This window comes from Actinomyces slackii, from assembly GCF_900637295.1.
Lineage (GTDB): Bacteria > Actinomycetota > Actinomycetes > Actinomycetales > Actinomycetaceae > Actinomyces > Actinomyces slackii.
Window position 1 is genome coordinate 2,125,290 of sequence record NZ_LR134363.1, and the last position, 24,338, is coordinate 2,149,627.

A 24,338-nucleotide genomic window follows, 5' to 3' on the forward strand; every position below is an offset into this window, starting at 1 on the left:
CATGATAGCGTGCCGAGCGTGTCTACCGCCGTTTCCCCTGTTATCCAGCACGCTTCCCCTTCTACGACCGCCCTGCGCCTGCCGGGCCTTGCCCAGGTCATCGCCCATGTGATGCTGGCCGGCGCGATGGTGGCGGGCGCTGTGGTCATCCTGCCCTGGTACCCGCTGGGCGAGGGCGCCCCGCTGTGGTGGTTGGGCGCTGCGATCGCCCTGGGCACGCTCATACTCACCCAGCACCCCCAGCCCCATATCGATGACCGCGACCTTGATCGGATCCTGGCAACCGGCGCCTTCCTGACCGCCGCCTGGCTGGTGGTGCAGTGGGACGCCACCGCGGCTCACGGCGTCCGCATGCTCGCCGGGCTGTGCCTCATGATGGGCGCCAGCCTGGCCGTGGCCGGGACGCGCATCACCTGGTGGTGGAGCCCCGCCGTCGTTCCTGCCATCGCCAGCATGAGCCCCTTCCTCGCCTCGCTGCCCATGGGCATCTGCGGCCTGGGACTGTGCCTGCTCGGCGCCATCGCTCTTGTGCTCATGCGGGGACCGGCGCAGGCCGACCAGTACCGGGCCATCATGCCCCTGCGGTTCTTCTTCCCCCTGGTCTCCGCCGTCGCCGTCGGGCTGCTGGCCTACCGGGACATCCTCCTATGAGCCGCCCCGACACCGCCTCGCCCCCGTCCCTGGCCCTGCCCCCGGCCCACGCCTTCCACGGCGACCGGGACGCCCTGGTGAGCATGTCCTGCTACGGGCTGTCATCGCAGGCCCCCGCCTACTCCGCCAGGTACGTCCTGTGGCGCTGGCAGCGCCTCGCCCTCCTGGCCGTGGTGGTGTCCGCCGTCATCGGGCTGATCCTGGTCCCGTGGCTCACGGCCATCATCATCATGACCGGCACCACCATCGCCTACATCACCGCACTGGGGTACCGGCTCCTGCTGTTCCGCATGGGCGCGCGCGGCGGGCACCTGACCCGCGTCACCGATGAGGAGGCCCTGGCCGTTCCCGAGGCGGCGCTGCCCTCCTACACGGTGCTGGTCCCGGTCTTCAAGGAGCCGCTGGTGGCAGAGCTCGTCGCCCGCCTGGAGCGCCTGGACTACCCGCGCGATCGCCTCGACATCCGCCTCCTGCTGGAGGCCGACGACGATCAGACCGTCCAGGCGGCCTCCGTGCTCGAGCCCCGGCCCCACCTGACGATCGTCCACGTGCCCCCGCACCAGCCGCGCACCAAGCCCAAGGCCTGCAACTTCGGCTTCCTGACGGCCACCGGCCAGATGTGCACCATCTACGACGCCGAGGACGAGCCCGACCCCCTCCAGCTGCGCCGCGCCGTCATCGCCCTGCACCGCCTGGGTCCCCAGTACGCCTGCATCCAGGCGCAGCTCGGCTTCTACAACTCGCGCCAGAACCTGCTGACCCGATGGTTCACCCTGGACTACGGGGCCTGGTTCGGCACCATCCTGCCCGGACTGGTGGCCCTGGGCGCTCCGGTGCCGCTGGGCGGCACCTCCAACCACTTCCGCTCCGACGTCCTGCGCCAGGTGGGAGCCTGGGATCCGTGGAATGTCACCGAGGACGCCGATCTGGGCCTGCGCCTGCACCGCGCGGGATACAAGGTCGGGGTGCTGGCCTCGGTGACCCTGGAGGAGGCCAACCCCGACCCGATCAACTGGGTGCGCCAGCGCAGCCGCTGGTACAAGGGCTACCTGCAGACCTTCTTGGTCCATATGCGCCAGCCCCGCCTCGTGAGCCGCCAGCTGGGAGCCCGAGCCCTGGCGGGCCTGATCATCTTCGTGGCGGGAACCCCGGTGCTCTCGGCCATCAACGGGGTGCTGTGGGCGCTGACCGCCATGTGGTTCTCCGCCAACACCCGGGTGGTGGCCGAGCTCTTCCCCGCCGCGATCTACTACCCGGGCATGATCTGCCTGATCCTGGGCAATCTCGCCGTCATGTACATGAACCTGTTCACGGTCAGGCAGATGGACCGGCCCGATCTGCTCCTGGCCGCGGTGCTCAGCCCCGTGTACTGGATCCTCATGTGGCTGGCCGCGGTCAAGGCCGCCCTCCAGCTCATCACCAAGCCCTCCTACTGGGAGAAGACCGCCCACGGCCTGCACCAGAGCGCTGGGCAGGCGGGCGCCCCGGTCGGGGGAGCGTCATGAGCGCGGCGGTGAGCACTGCCGCCTTGCCGCTGCGCCACCGCGCTGCCCCCACCACGCCCGCCTCGGCGCCGCGGGTCGCCCGCGCCGGGAGCAAGGACGTGGGGCGCAGGATCGTGTTCTGGTCCTGCCTGCTGGTCTACGGGCTCCTGGGCGTGTGGCTCATCGTCAACGACTACATCTTCCCCGACTCCATGAGCCGGGTGGCCAACGCCTACTACGTCCTGTTCAGTCGCGACCCGCGCCTGGCGGCCATCGGATTCGTCTGGAACCCGCTGCCCTCCCTGGCGGTCCTGCCGCTGCTGGTCGTGGCGCCGGTGTTCAAGTTCATGGCCTCCGGCGTGCTGGCAGGAGTCATCGTCTCGGTGCTGTGCGGAGCGGCCACGGTCTCCCAGACCTACCGCCTGCTGGCCATGCTCGGATCAGGCCGGTTGGCTCAGGGCGTCCTGACCGCCGCGATGGCCCTCCACCCGCTGATCGTTCTGGCTGCCGCCACCGGTGCCAGCGAGGCCATGCTGCTGGTGACCTGCCTGTTCGTCACCATCCACCTCATGCTCTGGCTCCTGGAGGACGATCCCTGGCACCTGGTGCTGGTGGGGGTGGGCTGCGGCACGGCCTACTTCGTGCGCTATGAGGCCCTGGCCATGGGTCCCACAGTCGGGGCGCTGGTCCTGGCGGTCTCCCTGGCCCGCTCCCGTGACCGGCGGGCCCCGCGGGCCGCGGCGATGACCGACACGCTCCTGGCCGTCGCCCCACTGGCCACGGCCTTCATCGTCTGGGCGCTCATGAGCCGGCTCATCGTGGGATCCTGGCTGGAGACCTTCACCTCCGAGTACGGCAACACCGCGCAGGTGGGCTCCTATCGCACCGGCATCGCGGCGGCCACGGGCAGCACGGCGGTCGAGCGCATGGCGCATGTCGTGGAGCAGCTCGCCAACACCGCGCCCCTCCTGCTGCCCGTGGTGGGCCTGGCCGCGTGGGTGGCCGTCATGCGCAACGACCCGAGGATCGCCGCACCGCTGGCGACCTTCGGCGCCATCCTCGGCTTCCAGTGGCTGACCTTCGTGGCCGGCAGCTCCTTCGGGTGGATGCGATTCCAGATCGCGGCGATCCCACTGGTGGTCCTGGCATCGGGCTACCTCGCCGGCTCGCTGAGCCGCGCCGAGCGCACCGGCGGCCTGGTCCCGCCTGCCGGTGCGGGCCGCCGAGCGGCGTCGGTGGCGGTGGTGGCGGCCCTCGTGCTGTCCCTGCCGGTGGCCTGGCGGGCCCTGGCCAATCCGGAGCTGGCGCGCGAGGAGCACCAGGCCGCCCTGGCCGTGCGCGAGGGGCGCTATCCGATGCTGCGCCAGGCAGCCGCCCAGATCGACGGGATGGGCCTGCCCGAGGGCAGCATCATCACCGACGCCGCCTACACCTTCCCGATCATCCTCTACAGCGACAGGCCCAAGCAGTTCATCATCACCCCGGACCGCGATTTCGATGAGGTGGTCGATGATCCTCCCGCCCACGGGGTGAGCTACGCGCTGGTGGCCGACGAGACCTTCGCCCCGGCGGACTCCGTGCGCCGTCGTCACCCCCACCTGTGGGACGGGGGAGGCAATGCCACGCTCGTGGCGGCGTGGAGCAACAACGAGGGCCGCGAATGGCGGCTCTACCAGTTCAACCCCTGAGCACTCCTTTGAGCACTCCTTGCGGGACCCCCCGCCGGCGGGCGGCGGCGCGCCCCGGCGGGGACCGGCCGTCGACGCGGCGGGCCGTTGCCGATCACACAGTGCCGAGGTGACCCGCGACTCCGACCCGCGGCGAACCGGGACGTTAGACTCATCAGCGTTACCGGCGCAGGGGAGTACTCCCACCAACAGCGGCGTCGTCATCGCGGCGGAGGGTCGCGCGCCAAGCGGCGCGCCGGCCCGTCTCCCGGCGTCGAGGGCCAGTGCCGGCGCGATCAGGGCGCCGGCGCGGCGGGAGGAGACCTTCCGGTACCAGACCCGTACCGGAGGAGAATCACGTGGATGTCCACGCCCTGGGATGGATCGCCCTCGGAGCGATCATCCTGATCATGATCACGATCGACATCGTCGGTCATGTGCGCACCCCGCACGAGCCCACCATGAAGGAGGCCGCCTGGTGGTCAGCGGCCTACATCGCCATGGCTGTCGTCTTCGGAGGCATCGTCCGGGCCGTGTGGGGCAGCGTCTACAGCCAGGAGTACTTCGCCGGATACATCACCGAGAAGGCGCTGAGCGTGGACAACCTCTTCGTCTTCGTCATCATGATCTCCTCCTTCCGGGTGCCGCGGAAGTACCAGCAGGAGGTGCTGCTGGCGGGCATCATCATCGCCCTGGTCCTGCGGCTGGTCTTCATCCTGGCCGGCGCCGCCCTCATCGATAACTTCTCCTGGATCTTCTACATCTTCGGCGCCTGGCTCCTGTGGACTGCCATCGCCCAGGCCCGCGAGGGCGTGGAGGAGCCCGGCGATCACAGCGAGGAGTACGAGCCCAGCGGCTTCGTCCGCTTCATCTCCCGCGTCGTGCCCATCACCGACGGCTTCGTGGGCGGCAAGCTCGTGCACCGCCACGCCGGGCGCACCATGATCACCCCCATGATGCTGTGCATCATCGCCATCGGCACCGCCGACGTCATGTTCGCCGTGGACTCCATCCCCGCCATCTACTCCCTGACCTCCGAGCCCTACCTGGTCTTCGCCGCCAACGCCTTCTCCCTGCTGGGGCTGCGCCAGCTCTACTTCCTCATCGACGGCCTGCTCGACCGCCTGGTCTACCTGCACTACGGGCTGGCCGCGATCCTGGGCTTCATCGGTCTCAAGCTCGTCAACCACGCGCTGCACACCAACGAGGTGTTCTTCATCAACGGGGGCAAGGAGGTGCACCTCGTTCCCGAGCCCTCCATCGGCGTCTCCCTGGGATTCATCGTGGTCACCATCCTCATCACGGTGATCGCCTCCATCGTGAAGTCCCGCGCGGACCGCCGCAGGGCGGAGACCGCCGCCTGAGCGGTCGTTCAGCAGGCGGATGGCCCGGCCCAGCCGCACCGCTACTGTCAGCACTGTGACAGTCAGCAGTGATCAGTCCTCCCGCACGGGCGGAGTCCAGGGCCTGAGCGCGGCCGAGGTCGCCCAGCGCGTCCAGGCCGGTCAGACCAATGAGTACCGGGAGCGGACCTCCCGCAGCGCCGCGCAGATCCTGCGCGCCAATGTCCTGACGATCTTCAACGCGATCCTGGGCGCCGCACTGGTGGTCGTGCTGGTGGTCGGGCATCCGGCGGACGCGCTGTTCGGCTTCGTGCTGCTGCTCAACACCGCCACCGGCACCCTGGCGGAGATCCGCGCCAAGCGCGCCCTGGACCGCCTCGCCGTCCTGGAGGCCCCCCGGGCCGAGGTGGTGCGCGACGGCGCCGAGCAGGAGGTGAGCCTGGGGCAGGTGGTGCTCGACGACGTCGTGCGCCTGCGCGCCGGGCAGCAGGTCCCCGCCGACGGCCAGGTCCTGGAGTCCCAGGGCCTGGAGATCGACGAGTCCATCCTCACCGGCGAGTCGCGGCCCGTGCGCCCCGGCGCGGGGGAGCGGGTCATGTCCGGCACCACCGTCATCGCCGGGACCGGATTGTTCCGCACCACCGCCGTGGGAGCCGACTCCTACGCCCACCGCCTGGCTCGCGAGGCCCGCCGCTACTCCCTGGCCGTCTCCGAGCTCCAGGCGGGCACCAACCGGGTTCTGCACTGGATCTCCTGGGTGATCGTGCCGGTGGCCCTGCTGCTCGTGTGGTCCCAGATGCGCGCCCACGGGGGCTTCGAGACCGCCCTGTCCTCGGGGACATGGCGCATGGCGCTGGTCGCCGGCGTCGCCGGTGTGGTCGGCATGGTTCCCCAGGGCCTGGTGCTGCTCACCAGCGTCAACTTCGCCGCCGCCTCACTGGCCCTGGCCCGCCGCAACGTGCTGGTCCAGGAGCTCCCGGCCGTGGAGGTCCTGGCCAGGGTCGACACCCTGTGCCTGGACAAGACCGGCACCATCACCACCGGCGCCATCACCCTGGAGGACATCACCGCAGCCCAGGGCGGGCCCGCCGACCGGGCCGCCCTCGAGGCCCTGGCGCTGCTCAGTGGCGGCGAGGATCCCAACGCCTCCTCCACGGCGATCGCCCAGGGCCTGGCGCGCCCGGAGTACCTGGGGCAGGCGCTGCCGGCCGCGCAGAGAACCGGCCCCACCGAGGCGGTGCCCTTCTCCTCGCGCCGCAAATGGTCGGCGATCCGCAGCCAGGGAACCACCTGGATCCTGGGCGCCCCCGAGATCGTGCTGGCCGCGGCCCAGGACGGTGCCGGCGCCCTGGAGCGGGTCAGGGAGCATGCCGCCCAGGGCGTGCGCGTGCTCGCCCTGGCCAGATCCTCCCAGCCCTGGGGCCAGGGGCAGGAGGACCCCGACCTGCCCGCAGGACTGGCCCCGGCGGCGCTGATCACCCTGGCCGAGGAGATCCGCCCCGACGCCGCCCAGACCCTGGACTACTTCCGCGGCCAGGGCGTGGAGGCCAAGGTCATCTCCGGCGACAACCCGCAGACCGTGGCCGCTGTGGCCCGCAAGGCCGGCGTGACCGCCCCCGACGGCACAGAGCTGGTCGCCATCGACGCCCGTGAGCTGCCCCCCGGCGCTCAGCACGGCGAGGACTCGCCCGAGGACCTGGAGCGCCTGGCCCAGGCCGTTGAGGGGGCCCAGGTCCTGGGCCGGGTCACGCCCGAGCAGAAGCGCTCCCTGGTGCGGGCGCTGCGCTCCAGGGGGCATGTGGTGGCCATGACCGGCGACGGCGTCAACGACGCCCTGGCCCTCAAGGACGCCGACCTGGGCATCGCCATGGGCAACGGCGCGCCGGCCACCAAGGCCGTGGCCCGCATGGTGCTGATCAACGGGGAGTTCTCCGCCCTGCCCCGCGTGGTGGCCGAGGGCCGGCGCGTCATGGCCAACACCGAGCGCATCGCCTCGCTGTTCCTGGCCAAGACCGTCTACGCCTCGCTGATCGCCGTCGTGGTGGCGGCCACCGCCATCTCCTACCCCTTCCTGCCGCGCCAGCTGACCATCGTCTCCACGCTGACCATCGGCCTTCCCGCCTTCATCCTGGCGCTGGCGCCCAGTGCGCGGCGCTACCGGGCCGGATTCCTGGGCCGAGTCCTGACCCTGGCAGCGCCCGCGGGAGTGGTGGCGGGATGCGCCGTCCTGATCACCCGCGCCTGGCTCTCCCTGAGCGGCGCGCCCGCGGGCCAGGTCTCCACCGGAGCGACCCTGGTCCTGGTGGCCTCGGGCCTGTGGCTGCTGACGCTGACCGCGCGCCCGCTGTTCGGCTGGAGGCTCGGGCTCGTCCTGCTCATGGGCTCCGGGGCCCTGGTCGGGGTGCTGGTGCCCGCCGTGCGGGGCTTCTTCCTCCTGGCCTGGCCCGCCCCCGGGGTGTGGCTGGCGGTTGCGGTGATGGCAGGCGCCGCCGTGGCGGGAATCGAGGCCGTCTACCTCCTGCGCAGGCGGCTGCTCGGCGTGGGGGAGTAAGAGATGGGCTCAGGCGATGGCCACCAGGCGCAGCCATGAGCGACGGGGATGGTGGTCCCAGTCGACCTGGCTGAAGCCCACCTGACGAGCCATGCCTGCCAGGTGGTCGCCGTCGGGGATCGTCATCTCCAGCCTGTCGGCCCAATGGCCGGCATCGCTGCGGGTTGCGTACTCATTGGCGATGAGCAGGCGTCCGCCGGGAGGCAGGACCCTGCGGATCTCCGCCATCCCGGCGGCGATGTCCGGCCAGAAGTAGGTGGTCTCGAAGGCGGTGACCGCGTCGAAGAACCCGTCGCGGAAGGGAAGATCCTCCACAGAGGCCTCAACAACTCTCAGGCGGCCACTGGCTGCGGCGGCGCGGTTGGCCCTCAACGCGGTGTCCACGGCTGCGGGGGAGTGATCGACCCCAGCCACCTCCCTTCTGGTCTCACGCAGGATCCGCTTGATCGCCGCGCCCCCGCCACAGCCCACATCAAGGACACGATCGGAGGGACGAAGCACCAGGCGCTTGAGTCCCCACGCGTGCAAGGGCTGGTGGCCCTGGTTCATGGCGGTGAGGAGCAGCCGGCCGATGAGACTGGAGGAGGGCCTGGAGAACTGCGAGTGCGCGGGGGCCTTGGGCAAAGCGGGCGACATGGCGGGTTCCATGCCACCAGGCTTCCATCGCGCGAATAGGCCGAGCAAGGACTGTCAGCAAAATATGGTCGATAGGCAGCATCCGGTTGGACGATGCCCGGGGCGGTGGCTCAGGCCAGGACGCCGATGACGGGATTCCACTGACGAGGGGTGCGCGTGGCGATGAAGCCCGCCTGCTGGAAGGGGTCATCCTCCAGCAGCGCCAGGGCATCGGCCTCGTCCTCGGCGCGCACCACGATGAGCGCGTCATGCGTGCCCACATAGGGGCCGGCGGCCAGCAGCCGGCCCTCGTTTGCCAGGGACTGGTTGAAGGCCCGATGCGCGGGTCGCAGCTCGGCCATCTCCTCATCACGGTCGGTGACGTAGGCGTACTCAACGGCGTAGATCGTGCTCATGGCACCAGGCTAGAGGCGGGCACGCCCTGCGGAGGGGATTTCGGGCGCCGGGCGGGCGGGCCTGTGAGACGTGTCGAACACGTGTGCGAAGCGCTATGGCGCATAGACTCCTTTCCCGTGAATGACTCTCTCATCGTCCGTGGAGCCCGCGAGCACAATCTCAAGGGCGTGGATCTGGACCTGCCCCGCAACCGGATGATCGTCTTCACCGGCTTGTCCGGATCGGGAAAGTCCTCACTGGCCTTCGACACGATCTTCGCCGAGGGGCAGCGCCGCTACGTCGAGTCCCTGTCCTCCTACGCCCGCCAGTTCCTGGGCCAGATGGACAAGCCCGACGTCGAGCTCATCGAGGGCCTGAGCCCGGCGGTGTCCATCGATCAGAAGTCCACCTCCCGCAACCCCCGCTCCACCGTGGGCACGGTCACCGAGGTCTACGACTACCTGCGCCTCCTCTACGCCCGAGCCGGCATCCAGCACTGCCCCACCTGCGATGCCGTCATCTCCTCCCAGACCCCCCAGCAGATCGTCGACCAGGTCCGCTCCCTGCCCGAGGGCACGCGCTTCCAGGTCCTGGCACCGGTGGTGCGCGGGCGCAAGGGCGAGTACCTCGAGCTCTTCGAGGAGCTGCGAGGGCGCGGCTTCAACCGTGTGCGCGTCGACGGCCAGACCCGCCGCCTGGATGAGGACATCGTCCTGAACAAGAAGCTCAAGCATGACATCGAGGTCATCGTCGACCGCCTCGTTGTGCGCGAGGGCATGCGCCAGCGCCTGACCGACTCCGTTGAGACCGCCCTGGCACTGGCCGAGGGCCTGCTCATCATCGAGCAGGTCGACCTCGATGCCCAGGATCCGGCCCGCGAGCAGCGCTACTCCGAGAAGCGCGCCTGCCCCAATGAGCACCCCCTCCAGCTCGATGAGATGGAGCCGCGCACCTTCTCCTTCAACGCCCCCTACGGCGCCTGCCCCGAGTGCACCGGGATCGGCACGCGCCTGGAGGTCGACCCCGATCTGGTGGTCCCCGATGAGGAGCTCACCCTGGCCCAGGGCGCCATCGCTCCGTGGACCGGGCATCAGAAGTACTTCACCCGCCAGCTCGCTGCCCTGGGAGAAGAGCTGTCCTTCGACGTCGACACCCCCTGGCGGGCGCTGCCCCAGCGGGCCAGGGAGGCGATCCTGCGGGGCAAGGACTACGAGGTCAAGGTCCGCTACCGCAACCGCTGGGGCCGGGAGCGCATCTACTCCTCGGGCTTCGAGGGCGTTTTGGACTACGTCATGCGCAAGCACGACGAGACCGAGTCGGACTGGTCGCGCGAGCGCTACCAGGGCTACATGCGCGAGGTGCCCTGCCCCGCCTGCCAGGGCACCCGCCTCAAGCCCGAGGTGCTGGCCGTGCGCGTGGGGGAGCGCTCCATCGCCGAGCTCTGCGAGCTGCCCATCAGCGAGGCCCGGGACCTCCTGGCGGGCCTGGACCTGTCAGGACAGGCCAAGCAGATCGCCGGCAGCGTGCTCACCGAGATCAATGCCCGCCTGGGCTTCCTGGTGGATGTGGGCCTGGACTACCTGAGCCTGGCCCGCGGGGCCGCGACCCTCTCGGGCGGGGAGGCCCAGCGCATCCGCCTGGCCACCCAGATCGGCTCGGGCCTGGTGGGCGTCCTCTACGTCCTGGACGAGCCCAGCATCGGCCTGCACCAGCGGGACAACGCCCGCCTCATCGAGACCCTGGCTCGACTGCGGGACCTGGGCAACACCCTCATCGTCGTCGAGCACGATGAGGACACCATCCGCTCGGCGGACTGGATCGTGGACATCGGCCCCGGCGCAGGGGAGCTCGGGGGACGGGTGGTGCACAGCGGCACCTTCGCCGGTCTGCTGGAGGCCGAGGACTCCATGACCGGCGACTACCTGGCGGGGCGCCGCAGCATCGAGGTCCCCGCGGTGCGTCGCAAGAGGACCAAGGGCCGGGAGGTCACCGTGGTGGGGGCGCGGGAGAACAACCTCAAGGATGTGACAGTGACCTTCCCCCTGGGCGTGTTCACCGCTGTCACCGGCGTCTCCGGCTCGGGCAAGTCCTCCCTGGTCAACTCGATCCTCTACCAGGTGCTGGCCAACCGCCTCAACCGGGCCCGGGGCGTGCCCGGGCGCCACAAGACCGTGCGCGGCGTGGAGAACCTGGACAAGGTGGTGCACGTCGACCAGTCCCCGATCGGCCGCACGCCCCGCTCCAACCCCGCCACCTACACGGGGGTGTGGGATCACATCCGCAAGATCTTCGCCGCTGTCCCCGAGTCCAAGGTCCGCGGCTACGGCCCCGGGCGCTTCTCCTTCAATGTCAAGGGAGGGCGCTGCGAGTCCTGCAAGGGCGACGGAACGCTGAAGATCGAGATGAACTTCCTGCCCGACGTCTATGTGCCCTGCGAGGTCTGCGATGGCGCCCGCTACAACCGTGAGACTCTGGAGATCCGCTACAAGGACAAGACGGTCGCCGATGTCCTGGACATGACGATTCATCAGGCCGCCGAGTTCTTCTCCGCCTCCTCGGCGATCTCGCGGCACCTGAGCACCCTGGTGGAGGTGGGGCTGGGCTACGTGCGCCTGGGGCAGTCGGCCACAACCCTGTCCGGGGGTGAGGCCCAGCGCGTCAAGCTCGCCACCGAGCTGCAGCGCCGGGCCACCGGCCGGACCATCTACGTCCTGGACGAGCCGACGACGGGCCTGCACTTCGAGGACATCCGCAAGCTGCTGGCCGTCCTCCAGGGCCTGGTGGACAAGGGCAATTCGGTGGTTGTCATCGAGCACAACCTCGATGTCATCGCCAACGCCGATTGGGTGATCGACATGGGCCCCGAGGGCGGCAAGGGCGGGGGAGGCGTGGTGGTGGCAGGCACCCCGGAGAAGGTGGCGGCCACACCGGAGTCCCACACCGGCCGCTTCCTCGCCCAGGTCTTCGAGGGCCTGCGCCGGTAGAGGAGGCCTCGGGCCGCTCACCGCTGGGAGGCTAGCCCATGGCCGGAGGCCTGCCCGGGGGAGGCTGCGGCCAGGTGTATGCGGTGGGAGGCTGTGCGCCCGGTGGTACCGGGCCGCCTGGGCCCTGCGGCCCGGCGGGGTTGACTCCCCACCCGCCCGCGGGCACGGGCGCCGGACCACCGATCTCCTTGGAGTAGCGGCTGTAGATGAGGGACAGGACGAAGCAGATCGCGCCGGCCATGGCCAGGGACAGCACCCTGCCCATCGAGCTCTGGGATCCCATGTCCACCACGGCGAGCTTGAGCACGGCCACGAGCACCAGGACCAGCCCGTAGTGCCGCAGGGGCGTCAGGCGCTGGCGGAAGCCGACGACGATGCACGCCGCCCCGATGAGCAGGAGAACCACGGAGGTCACCACGGAGCCGGGGCCCGTCTGGGTCAGCGTCATCACCGAGCCCAGCACGAGGATTGAGCTGCTCATCGCGATGATCAGTGAGGTGCCGGGGCGGCGCGCCCAGGGCGCCAGCATCCAGGAGCCGCAGCCTCCCAGAGCCGCGACCACCAGGACCACGGCAGCCTTCCAGACCAGGAGAGGCTGCAGCGGGGCGATCAGCAGCAGGAGCATGCCCGTGGCCTTGAGCAGCAGGGCGCTGAGCACCGCGCCGCCAGTGGGACCGGTGCCGGTCAGGGGGCGCCCGGCCGCATCGATGCCGTAGCGCCTGCCCACCAGTCGCGCCCCCAGGACCTGCAGCAGTGTCGCCCCGGGGGAGAACAGACCCAGCAGCGCCAGGCTCACGAGCAGGACCCCGGGCAGGATCTGGGCCAGGCCGAAGGCGTGATTGGAGGCATCGATCATGAGCAGCACGGCCAGGGGGATGAGGGCGACCATGTTGACGGCGGTGATGATCACCGCTGCGCGCAGGGCGCTTGCCAGGCTCTTGCCGACGGCGGCCGGGGAGGGGTGCCGCGCCGCACCCTCCAGGGAGGCGCTGAGCAGGACGGCCAGCAGGATGGACAGGATCGTCAGCCAAGCGGCCGAGCGCCCCTCGAAAAGGAGGAAGACGGCTCCGAAGCCCAGGATGGGGATGACGAGGTGGGCCTCGGCGCACTGGAGCCGGAGCGCCGGCATCAGGCACAGGGCCACGGCGAGCAGGAGGAGGGGGTAGAGGAGCGGCTCGCCCACGGCCAGCACGACGGCTCCTCCCAGCGCGGGCGCCACGACCTGCTGAGCGATGGCCAGGGCGCGGCGCCACTGCTCGGGGGCGGGGAGCGTGGTCAGGGCCACGGAGACGGCCACGAGCATGACCAGGATGGCGATGGCCACGAGGAGTCCGGCCCAGGCCTCCTCCTGGTGGTCTGCGCGCAGGGCCGTGATGAGCATGGTGTCGATGGCGAGGAGGAACAGGCCCGTGGCCAGCCAGTCCCATCCGGTCAGTGCGCGCCTGCCGATCCGCCACAGGCACAGGCCGGAGTGGAGGACCTGTGCGATGAGCAGTGCGCTGAGCGTCAGGAGGATCGCGATGCTCATGCCCACGGAGGCATCCAGCATGTGCCGCGCGGGGGCGAGGGCCAGCGCGGCGAGGGTGGCGACGATGGAGGTCAGCGGGTACCAGGCGGCCTGGCGCGTCTCGGGGGCACCGCGTGCCAGGATCGCGCCGCTCAGAGCGAGGACAAGGGCGTAGGCCAGGACGAGCAGCCAGATGACGACTGCCTGCTGCGGCTGCCGAGAGGCCTCGGCCCCGGCGAACATGATGGTCACCAGTGCTCCGATGGTGGAGACGACGGCGGTGAACAGCACACGGGTCAGGCGCGAGACGATGAGGAGGAGGACGCCCCAGATGGCCATGAGAAGCATGGCCAGTGGCGCGGAGACCCCGGGCAGGAGCAGGGCGGCGCCGATGACGGCGACGAATCCCAGCCCACCGCCGGTGCCGGTCAGGGTGCCGGCGGCGACGCGCTGCCCCGGCCGGGTGATGGACAGGGCCAACCCCACGGCCGTCAGGCTTCCCGCGAGCAGGGCCAGGCCCCCGATCTTGAGCAGATCGGGGATGGAGTCCCAGACCAGGGCGATCAGGCTCACCGCGGCGGCGATGACCAGGAGGGCCGCGGCGCCTGACAGGAGGAACATGCCGAGCTTGCCCTCCTGAATGATGCGCTCGAGCCATGGCCAGGCGGGCTTGGGAGCAGCGGCGGTAGCGCCAGCGCCGACGCCGGGGCCCGTCGGAGGGGCGCCTGGCATGGGAGGCCTGCCGACAGGCCACTGGGGCGGCACGGGGCCGCCGGGTGGTGCCAAGCGCTGGTCGGGGCGCATCGGCTGGTAGTGGTAGGCAGCGGGCCAGCCCGGTGCGAAGCCTGGGTGGGGATGTTGAAGGGGTGGATGGGCGAGGCCGGCAGGAGGTACGGGCAGCGCCCGGCCCGCCGGTGGGATCGAGGGCGGGGCGAAGGCCGCGGCGGGCTGGGTGGGCGCTGAGGGCTGATCCGCCTTGATGGGCTCGGCGGGCTTGGCGGGGTCGGTGGCCGACTCGGCTGCTTCGGAGGGCGAGACTCGCCCGTACTGTTGTCCAGCCGCGCTCGTCGCCGAGGAGGCGGCATGGGGATCTGGAGCAAAGGGGCTGTCAGCGTCGTCGGGGTTGTCGGGGTCGTCGGCGTCGTCGGGGACGATGCCGTAGGACGGGGCGGGTTGGTGGGGCGTGCTGAGCTCCCCTTGGGATGCCGATGCCTCATTGGTTGTCTCAGTGGTTGTCTCAGCGGTTGTCTCAACGATGGCCGAGGGGCCGCTGTGGGGAGGCATCAGGGCGGCGTGCCTGGCGAGCCAGTCGATCTTGCGCTCAAGGAGGTCCAGGCGCTGCATGATCTGGTCCGTGGTGGGCCCTGATGGGAACGGCGATGACATGTGCTCCTCCTTGCGCCTTCGGCAGCACGAACAGCGTAGGCGCTCGCCGCACCGGTGACCACGGGGAGTGCCCACCAGTGGATGACGAGAAGCGGACGTGATCACGCTCCTATCGAACAATTTCGCACATTAGCAGACGTGATCGCTCATTCTGAGGTAGTCTGCTGCCATGAGCGAGACCGGACTCACCCAGGCTGTCAGGAAGATGCGCGACGCGGGCGTTGCCGAGCAGGCGATCGACGTCTTCTCCCACTACTACCGTGAGCTGGAGGAGGGGGCCACCGGCCTCATCCCCGAGGAGACCATTGAGCCGCTGACCAGCATCGACTCCATCGACGATGTCGAGATCAGTGAGAGTGATGCGCGCGAGGCCCTCAGGCGCACCGCCATCATCAAGCTCAACGGCGGCCTGGGCACCTCGATGGGCCTGGATCAGGCCAAGTCGCTCCTGCCCGTGCGCGAGGGCAAGACCTTCCTGGATCTCATCGTCGATCAGGTGAGGGCCGCCCGTCAGCGCTACGGGGCCACCCTCCCCCTCATCCTCATGAACTCCTTCCGCACCAGGCAGGACTCCCTGGCCGCTCTCGAGGCCCACCCGGATATTCGCGTCGAGGGCCTGCCGCTGGATTTCCTGCAGAATCGCGAGCCCAAGCTGCGCGCCGATGACCTGACCCCGGTGACCTGGGAGGCCGATCCCGATCTGGAGTGGTGCCCGCCGGGGCATGGCGACATCTACACGGCACTGGTCGCCTCCGGCGTTCTCGACGCCCTGCTGGACAAGGGCTATCGCTATGCGATGACCTCGAACTCGGACAACCTGGGCGCGGCTCCCTCGGCGCGCATCGCGGGGTGGTTCGCGGCCTCAGGCGCCCCCTACGCCCCGGAGATGTGCCGGCGCACCCCGGCCGATGTCAAGGGCGGGCACCTCGCCGTGCGCAAGAGTGATGGGCGCATCATCCTGCGGGATACGGCTCAGACCCCCGCGGACCAGATGCACTACTTCACCGACCAGTTCCGCCACCCCTTCTTCCACACCAACAACCTCTGGTTCGATCTGGAGGTCCTGCGTGACACGCTGGCGGAGCGCCGGGGCATTCTGGGGCTGCCGCTGATCAAGAACAGCAAGACCGTGGATCCCTCCGATCCCGCCTCTCCCGCCGTCATCCAACTGGAGACCGCGATGGGGGCGGCCGTGGAGGCCTTCGAGGGGGCGACGGCGGTGGAGGTCCCCCGCAGCCGCTTCCTACCGGTCAAGACCACCAATGATCTGCTGCTGCTGCGCTCGGATGTCTACGAGGTCGATGAGGATGGACTGCTGGTCCAGACCGTGGAGGAGGCCTGCACCGTCAGCCTCGACCCGGCGCACTACAAGACCATCAGGGATTTCGAGAAGCGCTTCCCCGTCGGGGCGCCCTCGTTGCGCGGGGCGCGCTCGCTGAGCGTCACCGGCGATTGGACGTTCGGTGCCAGCGTGGTCGCGACTGGCGAGGCCTGCGTGAGTGCCCAAGGCGCGCCTGGCCGGATTGACGACGGCGCCAGGATCTGAGGGGCACGCAGCGGCGCACGGGCAGAATGCTCCGGGAAGCCGGGCCGCAGGCCGGGGCCAGTCGGATTCCGACGGCCTCGGCCTCACGACTCCCTGATGCGCCAAGGGGCTCGGGGATGGGAAGCGGCGGAGGGTTGGCGATGACCTCGAGGATCCTGATCTCCTCCTGGGTCTCGGCTCTGAGCTCGTCGAGGATGGCGATGAGTTCTTCGAAGGCCTCCATGCCTGTGCTCCTATCCGAATCATGGGTGTGGCGAGGACTCCTGGCTGCGGGTGCGGCAGTGCGGATGAGCACCATGGTGAGGGGTCGACGCTGGGATGAGGACTGCTGAGGGATGGGGAGAGGTTCCCCTCCCCGGAACAATGGGCACCAGGTGCCCGCGGTCATGTGCCTGGCCGGGTTGGGGCAGAGCCACCGCTGTGCCCTTCCCCATCCGCGGCCGTCACGAGCATACCCAAGGATGCCGGGCGAGGCGGGCTGGGAGGATCGATTGATGAGACCAGATCAGGCTGATTTTCAGCGCCAACTCACAGCAAGACGCGTAACCGACAGCCTCCTGATAAATATCTGAAAGTTCGGTGGAGTCGGCCTTCGTGCAACCGGGGAGGGTGCCCGGGATCGGGGATCGTGGGGGCCGCCCGAGCCTCGCCGCGATGTGAGGGTCTGGAGGCCCGGCGGCGTCGGCGGTCTGCGAACCCCGCCACGGGCCGCTGTTGCTGGTGTATAACGGATCGCAGGCGTCGGCGGGTGAGTTCCCGGCTCCGTCGGTGGGCATCCGCCCTGTGCGCTCGGGCCCGCCTCGCAGGACTCATTGGACGGCCGGTCGGCCGCGCCTGGACGCATCCGTGCAGGAGCGCGAGATAGAAGGACGTACCATGCACCACCACCCGGTTCCCGGGCAGCACATACCCCGCGACCAGGCACTCCCTGGTGCGGGGTACTACCACTGGGCCCCGACGGCGCGGCCCCCGGCAGTCGTGATGCATCCCTATGGCCCACAGCCCGGCCCTCGGCGGGGCCGGCGGGGTGGGAGGCGCGGTCGGCGCCTCTGGATCCTCATCACCGTGGTGGTCGTCGTGGCGCTCGTGTACGTGGCTGTCGTGCTGAAGCCCAGGCTGGGTGACCTGCACTGGAAGGACATCACCTTTGCCCAGGTCGGCGAGTGCGTGTCCGACCCATCGCGCGGCACGGGCAAGGTTGTCGGCTGCGGCAACAAGCGGGCGCAGTACCGCATTCTCGCACTGGCCAGGAGCAGCGCCGACTGCGTGACCGTCGCCGGCGCGGAGTCGATCTACTATGAGAATGGCTTCGTGGCGTGCATGGCGCTGGTGTCCTCTGATCGTGCCAAGGAGATCAACACCATCGCGGCCGGTGACTGCGTCACTCTGACCGAAGGGACGCCTCGGGGCTCGGCCGCCTCCGCCTCGCCCGGCGCCCAGGAGCGCACGGCGGAGCGCTCGCTGTGCGAATCGGGGGCCTACCCGGTCCTGGCCGTCGCCCAGGGCAAGCCCTCCGGGTTGATCGCGGACTCACGTGCCCCGGGCCGCGAGGTGTGCACCGGGGTAGAGGAGTCCGTTACCTGGGTCTACAGCTGGAATCTGGAGCGGATCATCCCGCCCGACGGCGATCGCGGCTCGATCGAGTCCCTCCGCGTGACCTCGGCTGAGGATGCGAACATCTTCGATTTCTCCCTGTGCCTGGGGAGTCCGATCATGTGAGTGGCGGGCCGCCAGTCCGACGCCGTTCTGCTGCGCCAGTGGGAGTTGTCCACGATGTCCTATGGCGCTGAGGCATCCCGGGCGACTCGGCGCATCTGCGGCGCTTCAGTGGCCGGTAGAGGAGACGTGGTGGCATTGCCCTGCCCGGATTGAGCTCCCCATTGCTAACCCTGCCCCGGGCAGCCATCACTGGTGTATAACGGATTGCATGCGTCGGCGGGTGAGTTCCCGGCTCCGTCGATGCACCTCAGCGCGGGAGCGCGAGTCAGGAGGACATGTCATGCACCACCACCCGGCTCCCGGGCCGTACGGGCCCCATAACCAGGCGCTCCCTGGTGCGGGGTACTACCACTGGACTCCTGCGGCACAGCCGCCGGGCACGGCGATGCCTCCCTATGGTCCGCAGTCCGGCCCGCGGCAGGGCGGGAGGAGCAGTAAGCGCCTCAACCTGATCATCATCGCCGTGGCGATCATCGTGGTTCTCCTGTGCGCGGCTGTCATGCTGAAGCCCGCGTTGGAGGATCTTGGCCGGAAGGACATCACCTCTGCCCAGGTCGGCGAATGCGTGACCGATCCGTCGCAAGGCTCCGGCAAGGTGATCGACTGCGGCAACGAGCGGGCGAAGTATCGGATCGTCGACCTAGCTGAAGATAGCCCCGAATGTGTCAAGGTTGCCGGCGCGGAGTCGATCTATTACGAGAATGGCTTCGTGGCGTGCATGGCGTTGGCCTCCTCTGATCTCGCCAAGGAGATCAATACCATCGCAGCCGGTGATTGCGTCACCCTGACCGAAGGACAGCCTCGGGGCTCGGCCGCCGCCTCCGCCTCGCCCGGCGCCCAGGAGATCACGGCGGAGCGCTCGCCGTGCGAATCGGGAGCCTTTCCGGTCCTGGCTGTCGCCGAAGGCACGGTCCCCACCCTGCTCTCGGACTCAGACCTCCCGGGTGCCGAGGTGTGCACCGGGGTGGAGGAGCCGATCGACTCGGTCTACAGCTGGCGCCTGGAGCGGATCATCCCTCCCGACGGCGACCGCAACCCGATTGAGTCTCTCCGTGTGACTATGGCCAAGGACACGAATAGGTTCGACTTCTCCCTGTGCCTGGGGGACCCGGTCCCGTGAGCGGCGGGTTCGGCCTCGCGACCTGCTGTTGACAAGACAGTTGATCAGAGCCGCCCTGGTGCGAGCAGGTCTGGTTGTCTGGGGCTTGGCTCCAGGAGGTCTGGGTCGAGGACGTTTGGGTCTTGACGTTGGTGGGGGTGGTTTGGGTAGTGTTGGTGTTGGTCTCGAGGGTGAGGCCCGTGCTGGTTCGGATCGCATGGAGGGTGGCCGCTCATGGGTGTGCGGGTTGCTGGGTCGGTTGTTGGTGCGCGTGCTGGGCGCTCTGGCGAGCGTGGTGCTGGTCGGGCTGGCCTGCTGGGGCTGGTTGGCGCTGTGGCCGTGGCTGCCTTGGTGCTGGTGGTGGCGGGGTGCTCGGGTGGGGCCTCGCATGCGGAGATGATGGCCAGTCAGCAGGCGACGTGGGATGCGCAGCGGTCTGCGGCGGCCAGTGCCAGTGCGAGTGCTGCGGCCAGTGCTTCGGCGGTGGTCAGTGCCAGTGCTGCTGCTGAGGGGCTGAGTGTGGAGGAGTGGGGGCTTAAGCAGGAGGCTTTGGCCACTGCGGCGCCGGTGATGCCCGAGTTGGCGACTTACAACACTCCCGAGGGCCGAGGCGCCGCCGCCGAGTACTTCATCTCGCTTTACCCGTACGTGTATTCGACTGGTGATCTCACCGAGTGGAAAGCCATGAGTGAAGAAGGCTGCGAATTCTGCCAATCTGTCATTGACAATGTGACGGCTCTTCATGATTCGGGCGGCTGGATGGACCCTTGGGAGTTTTCCGTTACCGACTCGACGATCTATGTTCAGAATGAGGGCTACGATTATGCGGCCGTGGATGTGACGATCAGTCAGGGTGAGGCCAGTAAGCATGACGGTAAAGGTGGGAAGACCGCCTATGATGCCAGCCCTGAGGACAAGATCAAACTAGCGCTCCGGTGGAATGGAAATCGCTGGATCGTACGGGAGGGGCAGCATCTGTGAGAGCTAAGAAAGGTGCGCCTGCGAGTATTGCGCAGCCAACTGTGACGGCCTTCGTGGCGCTTTGCATCTTGATGGCACTAAATCACGTTCTCAGCACCGCGAAAGCAGATGGAGAGACCGTGTTCGGTGGCGAAGGCGCTGGAGACTCCGTTATTGTCACTGGTGAGGAGTCGGTGGTGTATGAGGAGCCTGCTGCTTCGGCTCCGTCGGCTGAGTCGGGTTCTGGGCCTTCGGATGGGGGTGGGGCTGTGGTGGTGGAGACTCAGCAGTCCTCCTGTGATGACAGGGGCGCGGGTGCTGATGTGTGCAGGCTTGGTGAGCTGCTGGCCCGTGCCACCGGCCCGGCCCCTGCCCCGGCCCCGGCCCCGGCTGCCCCGGGTGGGGGTGGGCGCGTGGTGGTCAGTGTTCATGATCTGGCGGCCCTGTCCCTGAGCGGGTCGGGCATCACTCGTCAGCCCCCGGGGCCCCAGGTGCTGTCGACCAAGCCCTTCATCGTCTACACCAGTTCCGCGACCCGCACCTATACCGCCCAGATCCTGGGTCGGGCGGTGACCATTGAGACCACGCCGATCTCCTACCTGTGGGACTTCGGCGACGGGGTGTACTTGTCGACCACTGATCCGGGGGCGGCCTGGCCCGATCACACCGTGTGGCATGACTACACCACCACGCATACCCAGATCCACACCACGCTGACCACGACCTGGAGGGCCCGCTACCAGCCCGCCGGGACCAGCGCCTGGCGCCCCATCCCCGGGACCCTGACCACCACCGAGACCACCACCGCCTACGACGTGGTGCGCACCATCACCTACCTCACCGACGACGCCGAAGAAGAGCAAAACCACTGAGATATTCTCGCTGAGAATCGTCCAGAGGCTTGATAGGGGGCGCATGGAAGCGCGAATCATCCCATCACGACGCATTCAGGGATTGTGTGAAGACCTCGCCCCTGTTCTCAGGATGCATCGTCATCGTTCCCGCGGGGCGGCGAGGGTCGATCAGGATTCCGTATGATCGCGAATCCGCAGCGGCTCGAGACCGGGATGGCTGCGAAGGCCATCAAGGCCATGGGCGTGCCATGTCACCATGGGTGCGGCGATGACAGCCGCAGGCCCCGTTAAGCGCAGAGGCGAGGTGTCCGGAAACTCCAGGAAGAGCGCGTCCGCCTCCAGGTGAGGGTAGAGGACGATCACTCCGGTGAGGCAGAAGGGCAGCCCCCACGCCCGCTCGGTCAGCGACCGATGAGGATGCGCACGCGCCCGTCAAGATCGGCTCGGCGAGCTGTGACACCGTAGACCGCCTCGATCGCCGCAGCGGTCAGCACCTGACCCGGCGGGCCATCGGCGACGACCCGGCCAGCGTCCATGAGCACGATCCGATCGCAATAGGCTGCGGCCAGATCGAGGTCGTGGAGCGCGACGACAGTGGTGCGCGACGAGGCGGACAGGCGCTCCAGTAGATCATGCTGATACCGCAGGTCGAGATGGTTCGTGGGCTCATCGAGGATGACCGTGCGCGTGCCTTGGGCGAAGGTTCGGGCCAGGAACACCCGCCTGCGCTCACCCCCGGACATCTGCTGAAGACTGCGGTCCAGCAGGCCGCCCAGATCCCAGGAGTCGGCCAGATCCTCGACCGCTCGATGGTCGTGCGCCCGGTAGGGGCGCCAGTCGCTCATCGTCGCTGTATGGGCCAGCAGCAGAACCTCTCGAGCTGTGAAGGGAAGATCGGTGTGCTCCTCCTGAGCCATGCAGGCCACCAGCAGGGCGCGCTCCCTGTCCCTGATGCTGCGCAGGTCCCGGCCCTCGAGCAGGGCTTGCCCCCGGGTCGGGTGCGTGATGCCCGCCAGGATGCGCAGCAGGCTCGTCTTGCCCGACCCGTTGGGTCCCACCACGGCAACCGTCTCGCCCGACTCAACACGCAGGCTCACGCCAGCCAGCGCATCGGCATGACGATGGGTGAGGTGGACGTCGTCGGCCTCCAGGGCGCTGGCTCTCGAGCCGGCTCGCGCCAGGGCCGCGGTCTTGGGGCAATCCCCGCGCCCATGCGAGGACGGCGGTGCGAGGGACGTGCCATCCGCGTCGGGCTTCACTTCCGGGTCGCCTCAACGAGCTGCTCCATGCCGGCGATGCCCGAAGGGCTTGGTGCCGAGGCGCTTGCGGGCAGCAGCACGAGGTGGTTCTGGCTGACAGCGGTCAGTGAGTCGACGCCGGGAGATGCGAGGAACTTCTGCCTGGCTTCCTCCTCGCTCTCCCCGTACAGGCCATAGCTGAGGATGATCCAATCGGGCTGCTGCGACAACAGGCTCTCCACCGAGATCGTGAGATAGGCGTCCATGCTCGCGGCGTAGGCATTGGTCAGTCCGGCGTCCTGCAGCGAGGAGTTCGCCAGGCCCTGCCCGCCGTAGGCGGACAGCGGGTCCTGTGAGGAGAAGTAGTAGACCCAGGCGGCCGTGCTGCCGGCCTTGTCCTGCCTGGCCTGCGCGATGCGCTCATCAAGGCTCGCGGCGGCGGCATCAGCAGTGAAGGACGTGGACAGGACGGTTCCGAGTCGGCGCAGATCGTCGGTGACGGTTGTCAGCGTCACGCCGGAGCCCGACTGCGAGGTGCTGTCATGCCCGCACTCGCCCTGGACGGTCAGCACGGTGATGCCGGCCTGGCGCAACTGGTCGATATCGGCGTTGAACAGGCCGTATCCCAGGACGAGGTCCGGCTCGGCGGCCAGGATCTCCTCAGTCGTGGGATCCGACGGGTTGGTGATGAGATCGTCGGACGGAGGGTTCTTCAGCGTCTCCGGCAGGGGAGCGCCGAACTCGCCGGTGCGGGCCGTGATGCGGTCGGCCGCTCCTGCGGCGTCGAGCATCTCGACGGCGGCCGTGCCCACCGTCAGGATGCGCTTGGGCTCGGCGTCGATGGTGACCGTGCTCCCGCAGTCCTCGACGGTGACGGGGTAGGCGCCCTGCGAGGAGGCGTCGGAGTCCTTGACCGCCGAGCAGCCCATCAGGCCGAGGCCCACAAGGATCGCGGTGAGCGCCGCAGTCGGGCGGATAGAGCGCAGCATGAGAGGGGAGGGCATTGATTCTCCTAGCGTGGTGTCGTGAACTGATGTGGTGAAGGCGGTGATGCCGCTCTGAGTCGCGTGGTGGCACTGGTCGTGGATCCGCTCATATGACCGCCGTGGCGGTCAGCGCGGTCAGCGCGGTCAGGCGGGGAGAAGAGTCGGCATGTGCGGGTCACCTGGGGCTCCTGTGCCGCAGCATGACCATGAGCAGCGGTGTGCCCACCAGGGCGGTGAGGATTCCCAGGGGGATCTCCCGGGGCGCGAGAACGGTGCGGGCCAGGGCATCGGCGCCGGTGAGGACCAGGGCGCCCAGCAGCGCACTGGTGGGCAGGAGCAGGCGATGCGTGGCGCCCACCAGGAGCCGGGCAAGATGGGGGACCACGAGGCCGATGAAGCCGATGGTTCCGGCCACGGCGACGGCGATGGCCACGGCCAGTGCCGCCACGACCGCTGTGGATCGACGCAGTCGCTCCGGGTCGATCCCCATGGATCGGGCGACGTCGTCGCCCAAGCCGACGGCATCGAGGCGCCGAGCGCGCAGGGTGAGGAAGCCGACGGCCAGGAGGGCGGCCCCTGCCAGGGGCGGGACCTCGGACCATGAGGCGCGCCCCAGGGATCCCAGCATCCAGAAGGTCACTGCGCGCACGGCGTCGCGACTGTCCGACAGGACAACGACCAGATTCGTGGCCGCGGACAGGAAGTAGCCGACGGCGAGCCCGGCGAGGATGAGGCGCGAGCCGGACGTCCGGTGGTGCCTGGCGCCCACGAGGACGAGGACCAGTCCCAGGGCGCTGATCGCTCCGACGAAGGCGCCTGCGGTCACTGCCAGGGTGCTCATCGGGGTGGCGGCCGTGCCGATGGCGGCGCCGAGCGTGCTGGCAAGACCCCCGGCGATGACCAGGGCGGCGCCGAGAGATGCCCCGGAGGAGATGCCCAGCAGGTAGGGGTCGGCCAGGACGTTGCGCACCACGGCCTGGAGTGCGGCTCCGGAGCAGGCCAGAACGGCGCCCACGCACAGTCCGGTGAGGACCCGGGGCAGGCGCAGTTGCCACACGACGGTCTCCAGGGTCGAGGACGGCGCGGCTGTGGTCTCGCGGCTGAGGAGGGCCGTCACGACCTCCATGGGTGAGGCATGGACCTGGCCGATCCCCACCGACACGAGGGCGATGAGGGGAAGCGCGGCCGCCAGGACGGCCATCACCAGCAGCGGGCGGCAGGCGCGCTGGCGGCGCCGAGGGGGCCGGAGGAGGCCGCCAGGCCGGTAGCGCGGGTTCAGGGGAGGGGCGACAGGCATGTGCGTATGGTAATCATTCTCGTTAAGGTGCGGTTCGAGATCGCTGCGGCACGCC

17 protein-coding genes are annotated in these 24,338 nt (G+C 69.2%); 11 read left to right on the top strand and 6 right to left on the bottom strand.

Going from position 1 to position 24,338, the window contains the following annotated elements; genetic code table 11:
- Positions 1-18 precede the first annotated feature (18 nt).
- The 5 genes from EL266_RS08870 (at position 19) to EL266_RS08890 (ending at position 7,696) form a co-directional block, all read left to right on the top strand.
- On the top strand, positions 19-651 hold the full coding sequence (locus EL266_RS08870) for a hypothetical protein (protein ID WP_126412279.1): 633 nt from the start codon (positions 19-21) through the stop codon (positions 649-651).
- Positions 648-2,156: a glycosyltransferase family 2 protein gene (locus EL266_RS08875; protein WP_084501046.1), complete on the top strand. Its 1,509-nt coding sequence runs from the start codon at positions 648-650 to the stop codon at positions 2,154-2,156. Before EL266_RS08870 ends, EL266_RS08875 begins: the two co-directional genes overlap by 4 nt.
- A gap of 8 nt (positions 2,157-2,164) precedes the next feature.
- Positions 2,165-3,823, top strand: a complete 1,659-nt coding sequence (locus EL266_RS08880) for a hypothetical protein (protein ID WP_051281380.1) — start codon at positions 2,165-2,167, stop codon at positions 3,821-3,823.
- Positions 3,824-4,161: 338 nt separating this feature from the next.
- Positions 4,162-5,166: a TerC family protein gene (locus EL266_RS08885; RefSeq protein ID WP_026427785.1), complete on the top strand. Its 1,005-nt coding sequence runs from the start codon at positions 4,162-4,164 to the stop codon at positions 5,164-5,166.
- 19 nt (positions 5,167-5,185) lie between these two features.
- On the top strand, positions 5,186-7,696 hold the full coding sequence (locus EL266_RS08890) for an HAD-IC family P-type ATPase (protein WP_051281381.1): 2,511 nt from the start codon (positions 5,186-5,188) through the stop codon (positions 7,694-7,696).
- Between the two features lie 9 nt (positions 7,697-7,705).
- Here EL266_RS08890 and EL266_RS08895 read toward each other — a convergent pair whose 3' ends face one another.
- Complete coding sequence (locus EL266_RS08895) at positions 7,706-8,344, bottom strand: class I SAM-dependent methyltransferase (protein WP_026427786.1); 639 nt, start codon at positions 8,342-8,344, stop codon at positions 7,706-7,708.
- A 98-nt stretch (positions 8,345-8,442) separates the two neighbouring features.
- A complete protein-coding gene (locus EL266_RS08900; RefSeq protein ID WP_026427787.1) occupies positions 8,443-8,727 on the bottom strand; it encodes a YciI family protein in 285 nt (94 codons plus the stop codon).
- A gap of 117 nt (positions 8,728-8,844) precedes the next feature.
- On the opposite strand from EL266_RS08900, the gene uvrA reads away from it, so the two are divergent.
- A complete protein-coding gene (uvrA, locus tag EL266_RS08905) occupies positions 8,845-11,691 on the top strand; it encodes an excinuclease ABC subunit UvrA (RefSeq protein WP_026427788.1) in 2,847 nt (948 codons plus the stop codon).
- Between the two features lie 31 nt (positions 11,692-11,722).
- Here the strand turns inward: uvrA and EL266_RS08910 are convergent, their stop codons facing one another.
- Positions 11,723-14,584 (bottom strand): hypothetical protein, encoded by a 2,862-nt coding sequence (locus EL266_RS08910; RefSeq protein WP_051281382.1) that lies wholly within the window; start codon positions 14,582-14,584, stop codon positions 11,723-11,725.
- Between the two features lie 169 nt (positions 14,585-14,753).
- Here EL266_RS08910 and EL266_RS08915 point away from each other — a divergent pair, with 169 nt between their 5' ends.
- The 5 genes from EL266_RS08915 (at position 14,754) to EL266_RS08935 (ending at position 20,780) form a co-directional block, all read left to right on the top strand.
- Positions 14,754-16,130, top strand: coding sequence for a UTP--glucose-1-phosphate uridylyltransferase (locus EL266_RS08915; protein ID WP_026427789.1), 1,377 nt, complete (start codon positions 14,754-14,756; stop codon positions 16,128-16,130).
- A 1,065-nt stretch (positions 16,131-17,195) separates the two neighbouring features.
- On the top strand, positions 17,196-17,849 hold the full coding sequence (locus EL266_RS08920) for a hypothetical protein (RefSeq protein ID WP_026427790.1): 654 nt from the start codon (positions 17,196-17,198) through the stop codon (positions 17,847-17,849).
- A gap of 463 nt (positions 17,850-18,312) precedes the next feature.
- A complete protein-coding gene (locus tag EL266_RS08925) occupies positions 18,313-18,969 on the top strand; it encodes a hypothetical protein (RefSeq protein ID WP_126412281.1) in 657 nt (218 codons plus the stop codon).
- Between the two features lie 375 nt (positions 18,970-19,344).
- Complete coding sequence (locus EL266_RS08930; protein ID WP_126412283.1) at positions 19,345-19,929, top strand: DUF6318 family protein; 585 nt, start codon at positions 19,345-19,347, stop codon at positions 19,927-19,929.
- Positions 19,930-20,321: 392 nt separating this feature from the next.
- On the top strand, positions 20,322-20,780 hold the full coding sequence (locus EL266_RS08935; RefSeq protein WP_126412285.1) for a zinc transporter: 459 nt from the start codon (positions 20,322-20,324) through the stop codon (positions 20,778-20,780).
- A gap of 383 nt (positions 20,781-21,163) precedes the next feature.
- Here EL266_RS08935 and EL266_RS08940 read toward each other — a convergent pair whose 3' ends face one another.
- From EL266_RS08940 to EL266_RS08950, 3 genes are all read right to left on the bottom strand, one after another.
- Positions 21,164-22,021, bottom strand: a complete 858-nt coding sequence (locus EL266_RS08940) for an ABC transporter ATP-binding protein (protein WP_051281266.1) — start codon at positions 22,019-22,021, stop codon at positions 21,164-21,166.
- Positions 22,018-23,004 (bottom strand): ABC transporter substrate-binding protein, encoded by a 987-nt coding sequence (locus EL266_RS08945; RefSeq protein ID WP_026427203.1) that lies wholly within the window; start codon positions 23,002-23,004, stop codon positions 22,018-22,020. Before EL266_RS08945 ends, EL266_RS08940 begins: the two co-directional genes overlap by 4 nt.
- A 157-nt stretch (positions 23,005-23,161) precedes the next feature.
- Positions 23,162-24,283 (bottom strand): FecCD family ABC transporter permease, encoded by a 1,122-nt coding sequence (locus tag EL266_RS08950; protein ID WP_051281265.1) that lies wholly within the window; start codon positions 24,281-24,283, stop codon positions 23,162-23,164.
- Between the last annotated feature and the right edge of the window lie 55 nt (positions 24,284-24,338).